General features: G+C 53.2%; 14 protein-coding genes. 5 read left to right on the forward strand and 9 right to left on the reverse strand.

Annotation, left to right across the window (positions count from 1 at the left end):
* Positions 1-68 precede the first annotated feature (68 nt).
* The 6 genes from QHL1GM_RS02960 to QHL1GM_RS02985 form a co-directional block, all read right to left on the reverse strand.
* The gene (locus QHL1GM_RS02960; protein ID WP_071693145.1) at positions 69-458 is read right to left on the reverse strand and encodes a ribonucleotide reductase subunit alpha; all 390 of its coding nucleotides are present in this window, start codon (positions 456-458) and stop codon (positions 69-71) included.
* Between the two features lie 137 nt (positions 459-595).
* Entirely contained in the window at positions 596-1,891 is a 1,296-nt protein-coding gene (locus QHL1GM_RS02965; protein WP_071693146.1) for a nitrate/nitrite transporter, read from the reverse strand.
* Positions 1,892-1,915: 24 nt separating this feature from the next.
* Positions 1,916-3,511: an antiporter gene (locus QHL1GM_RS02970; protein WP_071693147.1), complete on the reverse strand. Its 1,596-nt coding sequence runs from the start codon at positions 3,509-3,511 to the stop codon at positions 1,916-1,918.
* Positions 3,512-3,750: 239 nt separating this feature from the next.
* A complete protein-coding gene (gene narL / locus QHL1GM_RS02975; RefSeq protein ID WP_071693148.1) occupies positions 3,751-4,422 on the reverse strand; it encodes a two-component system response regulator NarL in 672 nt (223 codons plus the stop codon).
* On the reverse strand, positions 4,419-6,263 hold the full coding sequence (locus QHL1GM_RS02980; RefSeq protein ID WP_071693149.1) for a histidine kinase: 1,845 nt from the start codon (positions 6,261-6,263) through the stop codon (positions 4,419-4,421). The genes narL and QHL1GM_RS02980 overlap by 4 nt, the downstream gene beginning before the upstream one ends.
* A gap of 170 nt (positions 6,264-6,433) precedes the next feature.
* Complete coding sequence (locus QHL1GM_RS02985; RefSeq protein ID WP_071693150.1) at positions 6,434-6,886, reverse strand: Rrf2 family transcriptional regulator; 453 nt, start codon at positions 6,884-6,886, stop codon at positions 6,434-6,436.
* 138 nt (positions 6,887-7,024) lie between these two features.
* Between QHL1GM_RS02985 and hmpA the strand changes: the two genes are divergently transcribed.
* Entirely contained in the window at positions 7,025-8,194 is a 1,170-nt protein-coding gene (gene hmpA / locus QHL1GM_RS02990; RefSeq protein ID WP_071693151.1) for an NO-inducible flavohemoprotein, read from the forward strand.
* A gap of 104 nt (positions 8,195-8,298) precedes the next feature.
* On the opposite strand, the gene QHL1GM_RS02995 is transcribed toward hmpA, so the two are convergent.
* Positions 8,299-8,865, reverse strand: a complete 567-nt coding sequence (locus QHL1GM_RS02995) for a YIP1 family protein (protein ID WP_071693152.1) — start codon at positions 8,863-8,865, stop codon at positions 8,299-8,301.
* Between the two features lie 109 nt (positions 8,866-8,974).
* On the opposite strand from QHL1GM_RS02995, the gene QHL1GM_RS03000 reads away from it, so the two are divergent.
* Positions 8,975-9,412, forward strand: a complete 438-nt coding sequence (locus QHL1GM_RS03000; protein WP_071693153.1) for a DUF488 domain-containing protein — start codon at positions 8,975-8,977, stop codon at positions 9,410-9,412.
* A gap of 4 nt (positions 9,413-9,416) precedes the next feature.
* On the opposite strand, the gene QHL1GM_RS03005 is transcribed toward QHL1GM_RS03000, so the two are convergent.
* Together QHL1GM_RS03005 and QHL1GM_RS03010 are read right to left on the reverse strand one after the other, a co-directional pair.
* On the reverse strand, positions 9,417-9,800 hold the full coding sequence (locus QHL1GM_RS03005) for a SirB2 family protein (protein ID WP_071695892.1): 384 nt from the start codon (positions 9,798-9,800) through the stop codon (positions 9,417-9,419).
* A 47-nt stretch (positions 9,801-9,847) separates the two neighbouring features.
* Positions 9,848-11,041, reverse strand: coding sequence for an NnrS family protein (locus tag QHL1GM_RS03010; protein WP_071693154.1), 1,194 nt, complete (start codon positions 11,039-11,041; stop codon positions 9,848-9,850).
* A gap of 265 nt (positions 11,042-11,306) precedes the next feature.
* Between QHL1GM_RS03010 and QHL1GM_RS03015 the strand changes: the two genes are divergently transcribed.
* From QHL1GM_RS03015 to narJ, 3 genes are read left to right on the forward strand one after another with little or no spacing between them, the layout of a single operon-like run.
* Positions 11,307-15,104, forward strand: a complete 3,798-nt coding sequence (locus QHL1GM_RS03015; protein ID WP_071693155.1) for a nitrate reductase subunit alpha — start codon at positions 11,307-11,309, stop codon at positions 15,102-15,104.
* A complete protein-coding gene (narH, locus tag QHL1GM_RS03020) occupies positions 15,101-16,663 on the forward strand; it encodes a nitrate reductase subunit beta (protein WP_071693156.1) in 1,563 nt (520 codons plus the stop codon). The genes QHL1GM_RS03015 and narH overlap by 4 nt, the downstream gene beginning before the upstream one ends.
* Positions 16,656-17,468, forward strand: a complete 813-nt coding sequence (gene narJ / locus QHL1GM_RS03025; protein WP_071693157.1) for a nitrate reductase molybdenum cofactor assembly chaperone — start codon at positions 16,656-16,658, stop codon at positions 17,466-17,468. Before narH ends, narJ begins: the two co-directional genes overlap by 8 nt.
* The last annotated feature ends 8 nt before the right edge of the window (positions 17,469-17,476 follow it).

Raw genomic sequence — 17,476 nt, forward strand, 5'->3', positions numbered from 1 at the left:
TCTTCAGCACTTCATCAGTTCGGTCACTTGGCGGGGGTGAGGTTGTTAAATTCACTATTTATTTATTGTTATTGAAAACTGACTATTTCACCGTCTTGATCGAAGGCGAGATACGAATCAATATTTCCCACATTGATCGCTTCTACCATGCGATCCAACGGTCGTTCGGCGAGTTCGAACCCTTGATCGGTCATGGCTGCAACGAACACAATATTCCACTCAACGCCGGTAGCTTTTGATTCCTCTCGTAAATCTTTCATGTTGCTGAGCCCTTCCAGTGCCTTGTCGACACACAGCATCGGGATGAGCACTCCGCCTTTTCCCTCCTTGAAGTGTAGTCGCTGTTCCACACTGGGGTGGTCTGGTAATTCGGCACGAGTAAAGACAAACAGCAGTCGCTGTGAATCGGGCTGTTGACGCGCCTCGTTGAGAAGGTCATTAAAGCTGGCAATGGCCATGGGGACTCCTGAAGTCATGTTACAAGAAGCAAAGATTCCGCTTAAGAGTGACGGTTCAAATTTGGCCCAACCGCCATACTTTGCGTCATTGGCAAGCGTTAGCACTGTCGACATACTCTAATAAGTAAAGGCTGATTTCATAGATGATCTGCATTGGCAGTTCTTTTAGATGATGTTGATTTGTCAGTATAAATTTGGTTATTAAGAGTTGCGTAGCTACTACGCTCCGTCCACCACATCCAAATAATCGATACCAGGGTGACCCCAAAGCAGAGCATCCATACCGTAGTAGCAACGCCTGTCAGGTCGACCAATACACCAAACATGATAGGTAGTAGAAAGCCCCCTACACCACCTGCCAACCCTACGATACCGGATACCAGCCCAAGGTTTTCATGGTAGTCGTTAGCGAGGTACTTGAAGACCGAGGCCTTGCCAATCCCCCAGGCAATGCCCACCACAAACAGTGCGCTGGTAAATAGCCATACGGGGACCCCAAAGCCAAATTCAACCCGTTCACCGCCGCCAGTTGCTTGCACGCTATAGTAGGTTTCGGGGTAGGACATAATGAAGAGTGCAATCAAACTTGCCCAAAGGCAGGTCCATGTCACCGTATGAGCACCAAACCGGTCAGAGAGCCAGCCGCCGAATGCACGAATGACACCGGAGGGCAGCACAAAAATCGTCGCAATCAAGGCGGCAACTTGAATGCCAAATCCGTACTCATTCATGTAATAGCGGGTTAGCCACAGCGAGACGCCGACGTAACCACCAAATACCACCGAGTAGTATTGGCAGTATTTCCAAACCTTAGGGTCATTGAGTACCTTGAGTTGATCGCGCAGCGAGACTTTTTTGGCATTGCGATGAGTAGGGTCGCTAAAGGTAAAGAACCAGAAGAGAACGGCGGTGGCGAGCATGATAGCGGCGTAAATATTGGGGACTGCCTGCCAGCCAAGCATGACGATCACTGTTGGGGCGATGAATTTAGTCACTGCCGCACCAGCATTACCCGCACCGAAGATACCCATAGCCAAGCCCTGGCGATCCTTCTCAAACCACTTCGCTGTGTAGGTAATACCAACAGAAAAGGCCCCACCGGAGAGACCCACAAACGCCCCCAGTACCAGAAGTTGCCAATAAGCGGTCGCGAACTGCACCATCCATATAGCAGGAACAATTACTAGCAAAACGATAAAGAAAACGGGGCGCCCGCCAAAGCGGTCGGTCATGGCACCAAGTGGCAGCCGCGCTATGGCGCCGGTAAGAATAGGCGTCGCGGTGAGAATCCCAAATTGCGTACCGTTAAGGCCTAGTTCTTCGGCAATAGGAACGCCAATTTCACCGAACATGGTCCACACCATAAAACACATGGTGAAGGCAAAGGTATTGGCAATTAATACCGCATTCTGTTTAAAGCGCTGAGTAGCCATGGTGACCCTCTTTGGCAGAGCGTATTAAGGATTTTTGATAGAGGCGTTTTTGCGCAGGTAGAACCACCAGTTGATCACCAGGCAAATCACATAGAAAGCGGCAAAGCCGTACATAGCTATTTCCGGAGTGCCTGCATTAATTTGGTCACCGATCATCACGGGGGCGACAAAGGAGCCATACCCAGCGATGGCGGCCGTCCAACCTAATACGGGGCCTTTTTTCTGCGCATCGAAGATAAAACCAATGCTGCGGAAGGTGGAGCCGTTACCAATACCGCTGGCGGTAAACAGCACTATAAACAACAGCATAAATAGCCAGAAATACTGGTTGGGTTCGGTGGCGTTGTAGGCAAGCATCATCACGTAGCCAGCCGAGACCGACGCGAAGACCATCACCACCGTAATAACTTGAGTCACTTTTGATCCGCCGAATTTGTCCGCGATCCAACCACCGATAGGCCGAACTAGAGCACCGACAAAAGGGCCAATCCATGACCAGGTAAGCGCACTAGGGGCATCAGCGTTGGTGACCCGCGTAATGCTACCGTCAGCCGCGATATCCATCATGTTGCCAAAAATAACGGTAATCGAGAGGGGAAGCGCTGCCGAAAACCCAATGAACGAGCCAAAGGTAAGAATATAGAGCAGCGTCATTGACCAAGTATGCTTATCGCGAAAAATCGTAAATTGCTTCTGTATATTCGGTTTAATCTCTTCACCAGGGAGTAGCCGGAGTAAGGTGAGCGTGAGCAGAACAGTGAGTGATAGCGCCAACCACATAGAGAGCCAAGTAAGTGCCACTAATCCAATGATGGTGGCCAAGATGCCCACCCCATAGAGGCCAAGAATTTTGCCGAATGCCTGGAGGGGGGTGCCGGGATTGGGGCTAATCGGACGTAGGTTGTTCATTCCAAACCAGCCAATAAATGCCAAAGGAATTAACAGCAATAGCCACACAAAACCGGCGTTCTGTATCCACGTTTCAGTACCCGCTTCTATGCGGCCAATGAGTGTGCCGCTTGCGCTCTGTAGCTCCATCGGCCCACCTGCAAGAGCACCAAATAGGCCAACGGACATCACCAGCGGCACTACAATTTGCATTGTAGTGACACCAAAATTGCCTAAGCCAGCATTCATGCCCAATGCATAACCCTGCTGGTGCTTTGGAAAGAAGCTGGAAATGTTGCTCATTGAACAAGCGAAATTGCCTCCACCGATGCCGGATAGCAGTGCTAGAGCTTGGAAGACCCAAAATGGCGTATTGGGATTCGTGAGTGCCCATCCGGTACCGCCAGAGGGCAACATTAATAAGGCGGTGGTAAGAAAAATAGTGTTACGCCCGCCAGCTAAGCGCAACATAAAAGCGGCGGGAATGCGAAGGGTTGCACCGGCCAAGCCAGCCGTGGCCGTTAGCGTGAAAAGTTGGTCAGTAGAGAAGGGAAAGCCCAGGTTCTGCATCTGGGTAGCGATCATCCCCCACATCATCCAAACGGCAAAACCGACCAGCAGACTAGGTATGGAAATCCATAAATTGCGGTTAGCTATTCGCTTACCACTCTTTTCCCAAAATTCGCTATTCTCAACATCCCAATTTTCGATGTCGACATTTTTTCTGGCCATCTTTACCCCCTAGGCAAAAGCGCGCGTTTAGCCGCTTTTGAGGCAAAGATACGCGTAAGCGCACATAGGGGAAACGGGCGAAAAAACCTAGAAAAGCTCGGTTATACCTAATGAGAGGTATAGGTAAATGATTGCTATGTTACTGTTTATAAAATGGTTTTAAAGAAAATAGGTAGGTAGTATAGCAAATTGTTTACCCCCAGAATTTTTAGGGGTATCCACTTAGAGTCGACTTCTTGCTACCTGTTAAGCCCTTCTTGAACTGACCAGACGGCTGCCTCTACTCGGGAGCGCAGACGTAATTTTTTTAGTAAGTGCTTAACGTGTACCTTTACGGTTCCTTCGGTAATGTCGAGTTTGCGTGCGATCAGTTTGTTCGACATACCAGCTGCGAGCTCTGCTAAAATCTCTTTTTCGCGCTGAGTCAGCGCGTCCACTGATTGCGTCGCCGGGGAGTTACGTTGACTACGAAGCGCTTCAGCAAGCAGAGCAGTTAGGTTCTCGCTGACAACCATCCGCCCTTTGGCCGCCTGGCGGAGCTGGCGCACCATATCTTCCGGCTCCATATCTTTGAGCAGGTAGCCATCGGCACCACCGCGCAGTGCATCGACAACATCGTCCTCCTGGTCAGAGACTGTATACATAATGATTCGGCCAGAATATCCCCCATCGCGCAGTTGTTTGAGGGTTTCGAGTCCGTTCATTACTGGCATGTTAAGGTCAAGTAGCAGCATGTCGGGCTCTAGCTCAACGGCCTTTTCAATACCCTCTTGCGGGGAGCCGGTATCGAATATTAAATCCAGATCGTCTTCAATCTCTAGAAGTTGTCGAACCCCACGGCGCAACAGAGGGTGATCGTCAATGACCATGATAGTGGCTATTTGATCGTGGTTAGCTTTAGACATGCTTATCTATTCCCTTCCTCGATAAGACGTTCAGTTTTAGGAGTAAAACTGAGATAGATCCCAGTGCCACCTTTTGGGCGGTTTTTAAAAATGAGTTCGGCATCAATATTCTTGGCGCGATCTCGCATAATGATTAAACCGTAATGCATGGGAGGAGAGCGATCATCTTCAAGCCCAATACCATCATCTTCTATCGCAAGATGTATCGCTGCATTGCTAAACGTCAAGCTTACCTTTGCCCATCCGGCGTGTGCATGTTTAAGCGTATTGGCTAATGCTTCCCTGGTGATTTGTAACAGGTGCACCTCTTCGTTGGCACTGAGCAAGTGGGGTGGTAACTGGTAAGTCCATTCGACAGAGAATCCCAGTCTTTGGCTAAATTCATCAACGGTTTGCTGTAAAGCTGGCTGAAGTCCGGGCTTATCTAACGCTAACCGGAAAGTGCTCAATAGCTCACGTAGCTGTCGGTAAGCGCTATTCAATCCTTCACGTAAGTCACTCATTACTCCGCTCTGCTGTTCAGCGGGGAATTGCTTAGCCTGCATCCGTTCTAGTCTGGCGACCTGCATTTTGAGATAAGACAGTGACTGGGCCAGGGAGTCGTGAAGTTCCCGGGCGATGATTGTGCGCTCTTTAATCAACGAAAGTTGCTGCTGCTCTTCAATCCGCTGCTGTAGATAGATAGCGGTCGCCAGATGGTCGGTTAGTGTATTTAGTAATTGTCGCGTTGTAGCACTAGGCGCTATCTGATACCCGACCGTCAGGTAACCAAGGATTAGATTACCGACAGCGACAGGAAGGGCTAGTGCCTCAGTATCAAACTCCAGATTCGATGCTTTTATAGGATCTTCCAAGCAGGCAAAACAGGCTAAATCACGACAGTAAAGCGGGCGTTCAGAGGAGTGAGTGGCGAGAATTTCCATGTCGTTGGCATCGTGCTCACTGCGCAGCGCCAGCACGATGGGGCCTATCTCTAGTAGATCTTCCAGCTCACGAAGCATAGGGGCAGCGCTGGCACACAAATCGTTGCCTCCACCATAAAGCGTGCGGCTTCCATTATGAATGATCTGAAGTGCCTGATTGTGGCGCTCCAGTTCCGATTGTTTAAAGATGACTCGCGCCTCCAGCTCACGGTAGCTAGTGTTGAGTTCGCTAGCCATCCGGTCAAACGTTCGCCCTAGTTGGCCTAACTCATCGTGGCTGCGAAAGTTTGAACGGTGGTGAAAATTGCGCTTTCCTGCTTCACTGCTGAGTACCATTAACTGACGTAGCGGCGTGACCAAATTATGGCGTACATCGTAAAGGGCCATTAGCAGCAAGAGGCCGATCAGGACTAAAAAAAGTACTTGAATGATACTGATCAGGCGTACTTTTGCTTCGGAGCTGCTCTCCAGCAGCGTAACGAAGTAATCAGTGTCGACGATAAAGCGATTAAGAGCAGCTTTGGCTTGTGTAGTGTCAACTGTATTAGGGGTCGAGACTTGCTCAAGTGCGGGCATAAGAGTGTGCTGCCACTGCTGCTGAAGCTCATCTAGCTGCTCTAAAATAACTTCGTTACGGGAGAATAGTGGGCCTTCATATAGCGTCGGGCTGTCAAGACGAGTCGTCAAATTCTCTATCAATTGATTTATATTGTTAGTGTTTTCCGTCTCAGCCCTATCTTGCATCAATTCAATAATCTGAGCGCTTGTAAGCCTTAATGAGCCTGCCAAATTAATGGCTGCCGCATCACCTTTACTGCTATGAGCGATCACCATAGTTAAGCTGATGCTGATGATGGACATACCGCTGATCGCCAGAAAGTACGCCACAATACGAGTAACGAGTGAGTGACGAAGAGATTTCATGCAGCTCCCAGTGGTGGGGGAAACGTGTTGGCTTCTTTGCAATACTTATTCTACAAATTCATGTTAACAAATGCTTATTTTACATAATTGTAGTAAGTAAATTACTTCTTTACAGGTGAATAGTTTTGCAAAGCGCTACCTTTACGCCAAAGGCGTTAGTAACCGAGCGGCTAGTGGGGGACGGTGAGGGTGGGAATACGCATCAGCGTTGAGAGCTGTGATGTACGATCTGTTAGCAGGTCGGCAAGCGTATATTGATCCAATACACCAAGAAATGCCGAGAGCGCTTCCGCCAAAATCGGCTGCAAACGGCAAGATGGAGTGATGACGCATTTATTATCTTCGCGGAAACACTCAACCAGTGCCATCTCATGTTCGGTATCTCGGACCAAAGCCCCCAATGAAATAGTTTCTGGCCGTCGACCCAGCAATAATCCACCACTTTTACCGCGTATGGCGGTGAGATATCCCTTCTGATTAAGCTCTTGAACGATTTTCATCAAGTGATTACGTGAGATGGAGAACGTCTCCGCTATCTCATTGATTGTGGAGCGTTCTTCGCCCTTAACCGCGAGGTAGAGAAGTACGCGGATGGCGTAATCGGTATAGCGAGTCAAGTGCATAGAGGGCCATCAGCTCAGGTAAAACGCCATTGTACGGTCTGCGCAGGCGTGCGGAAATGATATTCGACTTCTTGTTTACGGCGAGAGTAAAGCTTGATATTTTAAAGATATATTTAAAATATATCTTATGGGGCGCTTATGTTGACACCAATGCAAGAAGAGATTGTTCAAGCCACTGCACCTGTGGTGGCAGAACATCTAGACGTGATTACTCAACGCTTTTACCCGCTTATGTTTGAGCGCTACCCCCAGGTAAAGCCCCTATTTAATCAAGCGCATCAGCAAAATGGCGGGCAACCCCGCGCACTGGCAGGGATGATTCTTGCCTATGTGCAGCTACGCCAGTCCCCTCAAAAAGCCAGAGAGACGTTAGAAATCGTGGTCAATAAGCACGTCGCCCTGGATATTCAGCCGGATCAATACCCCATTGTGGGTGAGTGTTTGATGGCGGCGATTGGTGAAGTACTCGGTGATGCAGTAACACCGGAAGTCGCCGATGCATGGAGTGCGCTCTATCAGGAGTTGGCTGACCTGCTAATAAGCCTGGAAAAGCAGCGCTACCAAGCTTTTGAGCAGGAGCCAGGCGGTTGGCGTGGTGCTCGACGTTTTCGTATTGCGAAAACCCACCAGGAAAGCCGCGTGATTCGCTCGTTCATTCTCGAACCTGAAGATGGTGGCCAAGTTGCCGCCCACCTCCCAGGGCAATATATCGGTGTCAAACTTACCATCGGTGGCCAACCGGTTTACCGTCACTATAGCCTTTCGGATGTTCCCAACGGGCACTCCTATCGGCTCTCTATCAAGCGGGAAACTCACGGTGTAGCAAGCCGCTATTTTCATGATCAGCTTAGCGTAGGCGACACCATCGAACTGCTGCCGCCTGCGGGTGAGTTGATCTTGGCAGGGAATAAAGAGCCGTTGATGCTGATTAGCGGGGGCGTCGGTCAAACACCCTTGCTGCCAATTGCCAAGCAGGCGCTTGAACAGGGACGCACTGTTACCTACCTGCATGCCGCGCTGGATGCTGAGCACCACGCCTTTGCCGATGATTTAGCGGAGTTACGCAATGCATACCCCGCCCAGTTGAATACTGTCACCATCTACGAAAATGAGGCGGGCGGGAATCATCAAGGACGCATTAACCGGAGCCTGCTATCGGACTATTTGCCGGCCCAGGCTCGTTGCTATTTCGTGGGGCCACACGGTTTTATGGTGCTCATTAATCAAGAGCTGGAGCGCTTGGGTGTACCAGCTTCGAAGCGACACTTTGAGCACTTTGGCCCAGCCGAAGCGTTAAATGTGGCGTAACTCGCAGGGTGCTGCTGAGCATTGGCGATAGAGCAAGAAGGAGGGGGCTCAAACAAGCTGAGCTCCCTTGTCGATATGCACTATCACCGTAAACCTATCCCCGCTCAATAAGCCCAAATAACGGCTAACAGCACTCCCCACCCTAAAATGCCAGCCGACATAATGGTGTAGGTAGCGGAGATAGTGACGACGTCATGCTCTTTTCTTGTGCAGAGCGCTTGTAAACCGTGGTAAATCAAACTGCAAGAGATGCCTAGTGCAAAGAGCGCCACTAGCGTATTAAAGAGCAGACTGGGCACCCCCAGCGCCAATGAAGATGCCCAGAGCGGCAAAGGAGCCAAAGCCGCCAGTAGGTAGGCATCTTGATAATTGATGGAGAGCTGCTCCGTGCCATTGACGACGGCGTGAATTACCCAGCCCATGATGAAAAATGTCAGTAGTTCAGCTAAAAAGAGAATAGTGGTGATGAATCGCCACTCGCGGTCAGCAAAGCCTGTCATGAAAGCATCGCCATAATGCGTGCCAGCAAAGTAGAGCATAACGGGGGGAAGCAGCGACATGGGTAACACCACACACCATGCCAGCAGTGGAATTGAGGGAGACTTTGCCTGAAGTTCTCGCCACCCTTCACGATAGCTGAAAGGCATCTTCATGTAGGCCATTACTTTCATCGGTAACCCCTCCAGTGAACATCGGCTAAACCGTTTTTTGCATCACATGGGATAGTATCTCTAGAGTAGCAGCAAATAGGGCATTGTCAGCGGATAGGGTGACAGAGCGATGATTTATCACATTGAACTAAAGCGCGTATACGCCCCTATCGACGAGCAGGATGGAGCTCGAATATTAGTCGACCGGTTGTGGCCACGCGGGAAATCGCATAGCTCCCTTGCACTGGATGAGTGGTGCAGGGAGGTGGCGCCATCAAACGAATTACGCCGTCACTACCATCAGCAACAGATTAGCCAAGCAGTGTTTAACTCACGCTACCGTCATGAGCTGGAAAGAACACTAGATAATTTGCTACCACTAATGGCGTATGCGCGGCAGGGGCGTTTGACGCTGCTCACCGCAAGTCGCTACATAGAGAAGTCGCACCTTCCAGTGCTAAAGGAAGCGACGCTGGCCGCGCTTGCAGAAGAGGACGCTAGTGATAGTGAACCCTCTTCTCCGCCTTGTTGGGCTCATATGCTACCCACCTCTCGACACGAGCGTTGATGCTTTAGCCAAGCCAGGAGAGTGGGGAACGCTCTACCGCAGCGCCGACTATATACGCGAACACCAAAACCGCGGCGACGGCGGCAGAAGCACGAATTTTAGGCGTTTTACCACGCTTGATAGCGACAGTGCCGAGCAAAATATAAATCACAAGCGCGGTGATTTTAGCGCTCAGCCAGGACGGTAGTGGCCAGAAGTTGAGTATAACGGCTAGTGTTACGCCGAACGTGAGCAGTAGGGTATCGATCACATGGGGGACGATTTTAACCCAGCGCGCTTGCAGTAAAGATACTCTCCGAACCGACCATAACGCCCGTAGAACAAAAAATGCCAGGCTGGCATAAGCCGTTGTGATATGCAGGTGTTTCAGTATTAAGTAGTGTTCAATCACCCTCGTCCTCCCTTGCTGTTTGCCGCGCCAACAATGGGCGATGGTTAGCCTTCCTCGCCATCAACACGCGCGCTCAACAGTGGCACAGCGTAGTGCAACACAAACACTAGATAACTTAAGCACCAGGCAATAATGACAACGCTGTAAACCCAGTGGCTAGATTGAGGAAAGAGCACTAGCCATACCGAGCGTAGCAGCGCAGCGATAAGCAGCACCGCTATCGCGACCCCAATCCCTGGCAGTGTGCGAATGGCGCGTCCTGTGTGGCCTAGCGATACCCGTGACATCATTGCCAGCATCATCGTGCCCATGCTACCAATCGCAAGCGCGTGCAAAGCGGTTTCTACCCGTTGACCAGTGAAGAGCTGCCATGCCCACATCGCAAGCCCGAGCGGAATAAATGCATAGCTAAGGTGTAATCCCCAGAGCAGTGGTTCTCTCCAGCTTTGCCACCCCTTCCAATGGCTTAAACGCCAAGCGTTGCTGATAGCCGCTATCACCATTAACGCTGCCAGCATCGTGTCAGCGTGCAGACCGCTTATCATCAGCACCCCTTGAAGTAGGACGGCTGCTGCCAGGGCGCCCATACTGCCGATCTCAATCAAGCGTGTACGCTCAGGTTGAGGAACCCCCAGTTTGCGCGACGTAAAAAACGGAATGACGCGCCCCCCTAGCAGCACCATCACTAACGTGATGATAAGCATCGCCAAGTGCCCCGCCTCCCGAATCAATAGCGCATTGCCGCTCATCACACCTACATGCATGGCGATATTCGTCAACGCCAGCGCTAGCAGAACGGGAACAAACATCAGGTTCCGCCACATTCGTTCGGTGATGACCGGTTTTGCCATGGCTAGCGCCACTAACGGCAAAAACGCACCATCAATTAGTAACAACCACCAAGCGGGCAGGTGAGCAGCGTAAGCGAGGAGTAAGCGAGCTGTCAGCCATAGGCTTACGAGTGCTAATAGTGGCCAGCCAGAAAGGCCAGGGCGCCCTGTCCAATTCTGAACCGCCGTGAGTAGAAATCCGGCAATAATGGCACTGCCAAACCCAAACAGCATTTCGTGCTGATGCCACCACAGCATGCCACCGTAGGGGGTGAGCCATAGGTTGCCGTGCCAAAAAGCCAGCCAAACGAGCAGTGAGAGTAGGCTAAACAGTGCCCCCAATAGAAAGAAGGGTCGAAAGGCAAGGCGTATAAAAGCGAAGCGTTTAGGGTTGTGGCGTGCGGTCATGGTAAGCCTATTGGCGAAGTGCCGGAGCGTTGTTCAGGTTTAAAGAGCATACAAAACTTGTGCTTAGCATCGATGACATAGATCAATGACAGCAAGCTATTTCAGCCCTCTATCCCCAGTGGCTTTCCTGACTATCACCTAAGAGGTAGAGAGAGGCTATATAGGGGTAACCACGCAGTAATTGCCGCTTTAATCCCCCAGAATCGATCTCCAAGGTGCCTGTCAGCAGGCAATCGCTGTATTTTGAAAAGCCTGGAGATTGTCCATGAGTCATTTCATTGACCGGCTGAATTTTTTCCGCAAAGCGCGAGAGCCTTTTGCCAATGAGCACGGCGAACTGCGCAGCGAGTCGCGCGATTGGGAAGATAGTTATCGTGCCCGCTGGCAGCACGATAAAGTGGTGCGCTCTACCCATGGCGTAAACTGTACCGGCTCCTGTAGCTGGAAGATCTACGTTAAGAACGGCTTGGTCACCTGGGAAACCCAGCAAACTGACTACCCACGCACTCGGCCTGATCTTCCTAACCATGAACCGCGTGGCTGTCCACGCGGTGCCAGCTACTCCTGGTATCTGTACAGCGCCAATCGCCTGAAGTATCCATTGATCCGAAAGCCGCTGCTGGCGCTATGGCGCGAAGCGCTTAAGGCCCATCCCGACCCAGTCGATGCCTGGGCGTCTATTGTCGAAGACCCCGCCAAGACCAAACAGTACAAGCGTGCTCGCGGCATGGGCGGCTTCGTTCGCGGTGACTGGGAAGAGCTCAACGAGCTGGTCGCTGCCTCTAACGTTTACACCGCCAAGCAGTACGGCCCCGACCGAATCATTGGCTTCTCTCCGATTCCCGCCATGTCGATGGTCAGTTACGCAGCAGGCAGCCGCTACCTGTCGTTGATTGGTGGCGTCTGCATGAGCTTCTACGACTGGTACTGCGACCTGCCGCCGGCCTCACCGATGACCTGGGGCGAGCAGACCGACGTGCCCGAGTCCGCAGACTGGTACAACTCGGGCTACATTATCGCCTGGGGCTCCAACGTACCCCAGACGCGTACCCCAGATGCCCACTTCTTTACCGAAGTGCGCTACAAGGGCACCAAGACGGTTTCGATTACCCCGGACTACGCCGAAGTTTCCAAACTCACCGACGAGTGGCTGTCCGCCAAACAGGGCACCGATGCCGCCCTGGCGATGGCCATGGGGCACGTCATCCTCAAAGAATTCCACCTCGACAAGCCCAGTGCTTACTTCACTGACTATGTGCGCCGCTACACCGACATGCCGTTCTTGGTTGAATTAGAGGTACGTGAGGACGGAAGCCTTGTGCCGGGCCGCCAATTGCGGGCTAGCGACTTTGATGCCGCCCTGGGTCAGGAAAACAATCCTGAGTGGAAAACCGTTGCCTGGGACGAAACCCGCGACCAGCTGGTGGTGCCGCGCGGTTCCATCGGTTTCCGGTGGGGCGAGACCGGCGATGAAGTGGGCAAGTGGAACCTTGAATCGCTGGATGCCGAGGGCACGGAGATCAAGCCGCTACTCACTTTGGCCGAACATTACGATAGTGTGGCGCGCGTTGCATTTCCGTACTTCGGAGGTATTGAGCACGAACACTTTAAGCACGTGAAAGGTGCCGGTGTAGGTGCTGCTGATGACCTGCTGTTCCACAACCTGCCCGCCAAACGACTGAAACGAGCTGATGGCAGTGAAATGCTGGCTGTCACTGTTTTCGACCTGATGTGTGCTAACTATGGTATCGACCGGGGTTTCATTGGAGAGGGTGAAGATGATGGCGCGACAGCGTATAGCCAGATTCGCCCCTATACCCCAGCGTGGCAGGAGAAAATCACCGGTGTCCCTGCAGAGCAGTGCACCCGCATTGCCCGTGAATTTGCCGACAATGCCAATAAAACCAACGGGCGTAGCATGATCATCGTCGGTGCCGGTATGAACCACTGGTACCACATGGACATGAACTACCGCGGTCTGATCAATATGCTGGTCATGTGCGGTTGTATCGGCCAGAGCGGTGGCGGTTGGGCTCATTATGTGGGGCAGGAGAAATTGCGTCCGCAGACTGGCTGGACACCGCTGGCCTTCGGCCTCGACTGGCAGCGCCCACCGCGCCATATGAACTCTACCTCGTTCTTCTATAACCACTCCTCCCAGTGGCGCTACGAGAAGCTCGAAATCAAAGAGATCCTCTCACCGTTGGCTAAGGCCGAGGATTATCCCGGCAGCCTGATTGATTTTAACGTGCGCGCCGAGCGTATGGGCTGGTTGCCGTCAGCACCTCAACTGGACACAAACCCGCTGCGCCTGGCGAAAAAAGCCGAAGCTGCGGGTATGTCTACCGCCGACTATGCGGTTCAGCAACTTAAAAGCGGTGAGCTGCGTTTTGCCGCTGAAGACCCCGATGCTCCACAGAACTTCCCGCGCAATATGTTCATCTGGCGCTCTAACTTACTGGGTAGCTCCGGCAAGGGCCATGAATACATGCTCAAGTACCTGCTGGGTACCCGCCATGGTATTCAGGGCAAAGACCTGGGCGACTTCGGCGGACAAAAACCTGAGGAGGTCGTGTGGCGTGACGAGGCACCGGAAGGCAAGCTCGACTTGTTGGTGACTCTAGATTTTCGCATGTCCACCACCTGCCTCTACTCGGATGTCGTGTTGCCTACGGCCACTTGGTATGAGAAGGACGATCTCAATACTTCTGACATGCACCCCTTTATCCACCCGTTGACCGCGGCGACCGATCCGGCATGGGAGTCGCGTAGCGACTGGGATATTTATAAAGGTATTGCCAAGGCTTTCTCCAAGGTGTGCCTAGGCCACCTGGGCGAGGAGACCGACTTGGTTACGCTGCCGATGCAGCACGATTCGCCAGGGGAGTTGGCCCAACCGGCGGTGATGGATTGGAAAAAGGGCGAATGCGCGCCGATTCCCGGCAAGACCATGCCATCGCTGATAGAGGTCAAGCGTAATTACCCCGAAACCTATGAGCGCTTCACTTCCGTTGGGCCGCTGCTGGAAAGCATCGGTAACGGCGGCAAGGGCATTGCCTGGAATACCGATACTGAAGTCGAGCTGCTGGGCAAACTCAACCATCGCAAATTGGATGGCCCGCATAAAGGACGCCCATTGATCGACAGCGCTATCGATGCCGCCGAGATGATTCTGACCCTGGCGCCGGAAACCAACGGCGCCGTGGCAGTAAAAGCCTGGGATGCACTCTCCAAGATTACCGGACGTGACCATACCCACCTGGCGAGACCCAAACACGAAGAGAAAATTCGCTTTCGCGATATCGTCGCCCAGCCGCGCAAGATTATCTCCAGCCCGACCTGGTCCGGCCTAGAAGATGAACACGTCTCCTATAACGCCGGTTACACCAACGTTCACGAGCTGATTCCCTGGCGCACAGTGAGTGGCCGCCAGCAGTTCTATCAGGATCATGCCTGGATGCGCGCTTTCGGCGAAAGCCTGCTGGTCTATCGCCCACCCATCGATACCAAGGCGGCCAAAGGCTTCACGCTGCCCGCTGACAACGGCTTCAAGAGCAAAGCGCTGAACTTCCTCACGCCGCACCAGAAGTGGGGTATCCACTCTACTTACTCGGACAACCTGCTGATGCTGACGCTCAACCGAGGCGGCCCGGTGGTATGGCTCTCCGAGGCGGACGCAGGGGAGATCGATATCGAGGACAACGACTGGATCGAGGTCTACAACGCCAACGGCTCGATTGCCGCGCGAGCGGTAGTCAGTCAGCGGGTCAAGGCGGGCATGGTAATGATGTACCACGCCCAAGAGCGCAACGTGAACGTGCCCGGTTCTGAAATAACCGGCACCCGAGGCGGTATCCACAACTCTGTCACCCGTGTCTGCCCCAAGCCCACTCACATGATCGGCGGCTACGCGCAGCTTTCGTACAGTTTCAATTATTACGGAACGGTCGGCTCCAATCGCGACGAGTTCGTGCTGGTACGCAAGATGAAACACGTTGACTGGCTGGATGGTGAAGGCAATGACAGTGTTCAGAAGAACAGTGCTCAGGAGGCCGTGAAATGAAGATTCGCTCCCAGGTAGGCATGGTTCTCAACCTTGATAAGTGTATCGGTTGCCACACCTGTTCGGTGACCTGCAAAAATGTCTGGACCAGTCGCGAAGGTATGGAGTACGCCTGGTTCAATAACGTCGAGACCAAGCCCGGTATCGGCTACCCAAAAGAGTGGGAGAACCAAACCAAGTGGAAGGGCGGCTGGATGCGCCGGACCGATGGCCGGATTGAACCGCGAATTGGTGGTAAATGGCGGGTGCTGGCGAATATCTTCGCCAACCCCGACCTGCCCGAAATGGACGACTACTATGAGCCGTTCACGTTCGACTACCAACACCTGCATACCGCCAAAATCGGTGAGCACCAGCCGGTGGCGCGCCCACGCTCACTGATTTCCGGTCAGCGCATGAAAAAGATTGAATGGGGCCCGAACTGGGAAGAGATTCTCGGCACCGAGTTCGCCAAGCGGCGCAAAGACGCCAACTTCGACAAGGTGCAGGCAGATATATACGGCCAGTTCGAAAATACCTTCATGATGTATCTGCCGCGTCTGTGCGAGCACTGCTTGAATCCTACCTGTGTGGCGGCTTGCCCCAGCGGTGCGATCTACAAGCGGGAAGAGGACGGCATCGTTCTAATCGACCAGGACAAGTGCCGCGGCTGGCGGATGTGTATCTCCGGCTGCCCCTACAAGAAGATCTACTACAACTGGAAAAGCGGTAAGTCCGAGAAGTGCATCTTCTGCTATCCACGTATCGAAGCCGGTCAGCCGACTATCTGCTCCGAGACCTGTGTGGGGCGCATTCGTTACCTCGGCGTGCTGCTGTATGACGCCGACCGCATTGAGGAAGTGGCAAGCTCTCCCGACGAGCGTGACCTCTACCATCGCCAGCGCGAGATCTTCCTTGATCCCAATGATCCGGAAGTGATTGCCCAGGCCAAGCGGGATGGCATCCAGGATAACGTCATCAAAGCCGCCCAGGCCTCACCGGTTTACAAGATGGCTATCGACTGGGGATTGGCGCTGCCGCTGCACCCGGAATACCGCACGCTGCCGATGGTGTGGTACGTGCCGCCGCTGTCACCGATTCAGTCCGCCGCCGAGGCAGGGCATGTCGAGTTCGACGGCATCCTGCCCAAAATCGAATCGCTTCGTATCCCCGTGAAGTACTTGGCCAATCTACTCACCGCTGGCGAAGAGGAGCCCGTGGTGTTGGCACTCAAGCGCTTAATGGCGATGCGCGTTTACATGCGCGGCAAGCATGTGGAGGGTGCCCCCAACGCCGAAGTGCTCGACGCCGTGGGGCTGAGCGTGGCCCAGGTAGAGGAGATGTACCGCTACCTGGCCATTGCCAACTACGAGGATCGGTTTGTGATCCCCACCAGCCATCGGGAAATGGCCACCGAAGCCTTCCCCGAACGGGGCGGATGTGGCTTTACCTTTGGTGATGGTTGCCACGGTGAGAGCCAGCCCAGTCTATTTAACGGCCGTAAGCAGACCAGCGTGTTGGTCAAACCGGTAGAGGTCTTCGACCCGCAGCCACAACTTGAGGAGTCTCGTCATGACTGAAGCCGCTACCCCATCGCCGACCCTGGTAGAGCCGTCGTTCGAGCCGCTACAGGGCATGCGTAGCCTACGCGTACTGGCCCGCCTGCTCGATTACCCGACCCAGGAACTGCAGGATGCCTGCGGCGAGCTCATCGAAATCCTCAATGCCGAGCGCCGCCTGGAGGCGGCTCTCAAATCGTCATTAATGGAGTGGTGTCAGCGTCTTAACGATGGCGACTTGCTTGAGCTGCAGGCCGAATACGTCGCCATGTTCGATAAGGGAAGGGCTACCTCGCTGCTGCTATTCGAACACGTTCACGGCGAGTCCCGTGACCGTGGCCAGGCCATGGTGGATCTCATGGCTGAGTACAGCGCGGCCGGGTTCGAGTTGGATGCCCGTGAACTGCCCGATCATCTACCGGTGTTTCTTGAATACCTTTCGATGTGCGACGAAGCCGAGATTGGCCGCTGGCTGGGCGAAATACGCCATATTCTGGCGCTGCTGACCGCACGGCTGGAGGAGCGGGGAGCAGATCACGCGCTAGTACCGCTGTCACTGTTGGCGTTAATCGGGGCCGAGGGGGATGTCGAAGAGCATCGGCCCCAGGTCAAAAAAGAAGCGCCTGATAACACCCCCGAAGCCTTGGACGCCGTATGGGAAGAAGAAGCGGTACGCTTTTCGGCGACCTCTGACGAAGACTGCGCGCTGCAGTCTGCGGAAGGGCGGCGGCTTGCCGAGCGCAAGAATACGGTGCACAGCGATCCCGTCAAAATCATGCCGTCCGCCTGGAGCGCTGCCCCTCCCTCAACCGTGGCCGATCGCTAAAAGGAGAA

This window comes from Halomonas sp. QHL1 (genome assembly GCF_001882345.1).
Taxonomy (GTDB): domain Bacteria; phylum Pseudomonadota; class Gammaproteobacteria; order Pseudomonadales; family Halomonadaceae; genus Vreelandella.

Coding starts and splice junctions, on each gene's coding strand:
- QHL1GM_RS02960 (WP_071693145.1), bottom strand. CDS start 458: ATGGCCATTGCCAGCTTTAATGACCTTCTCAACGAGGCGCGTCAACAG.
- QHL1GM_RS02965 (WP_071693146.1), bottom strand. CDS start 1,891: ATGGCTACTCAGCGCTTTAAACAGAATGCGGTATTAATTGCCAATACC.
- QHL1GM_RS02970 (WP_071693147.1), bottom strand. CDS start 3,511: ATGGCCAGAAAAAATGTCGACATCGAAAATTGGGATGTTGAGAATAGC.
- QHL1GM_RS02980 (WP_071693149.1), bottom strand. CDS start 6,263: ATGAAATCTCTTCGTCACTCACTCGTTACTCGTATTGTGGCGTACTTT.
- QHL1GM_RS02985 (WP_071693150.1), bottom strand. CDS start 6,886: ATGCACTTGACTCGCTATACCGATTACGCCATCCGCGTACTTCTCTAC.
- hmpA (WP_071693151.1), top strand. CDS start 7,025: ATGTTGACACCAATGCAAGAAGAGATTGTTCAAGCCACTGCACCTGTG.
- QHL1GM_RS02995 (WP_071693152.1), bottom strand. CDS start 8,865: ATGAAAGTAATGGCCTACATGAAGATGCCTTTCAGCTATCGTGAAGGG.
- QHL1GM_RS03000 (WP_071693153.1), top strand. CDS start 8,975: ATGATTTATCACATTGAACTAAAGCGCGTATACGCCCCTATCGACGAG.
- QHL1GM_RS03010 (WP_071693154.1), bottom strand. CDS start 11,041: ATGACCGCACGCCACAACCCTAAACGCTTCGCTTTTATACGCCTTGCC.
- QHL1GM_RS03015 (WP_071693155.1), top strand. CDS start 11,307: ATGAGTCATTTCATTGACCGGCTGAATTTTTTCCGCAAAGCGCGAGAG.
- narH (WP_071693156.1), top strand. CDS start 15,101: ATGAAGATTCGCTCCCAGGTAGGCATGGTTCTCAACCTTGATAAGTGT.
- narJ (WP_071693157.1), top strand. CDS start 16,656: ATGACTGAAGCCGCTACCCCATCGCCGACCCTGGTAGAGCCGTCGTTC.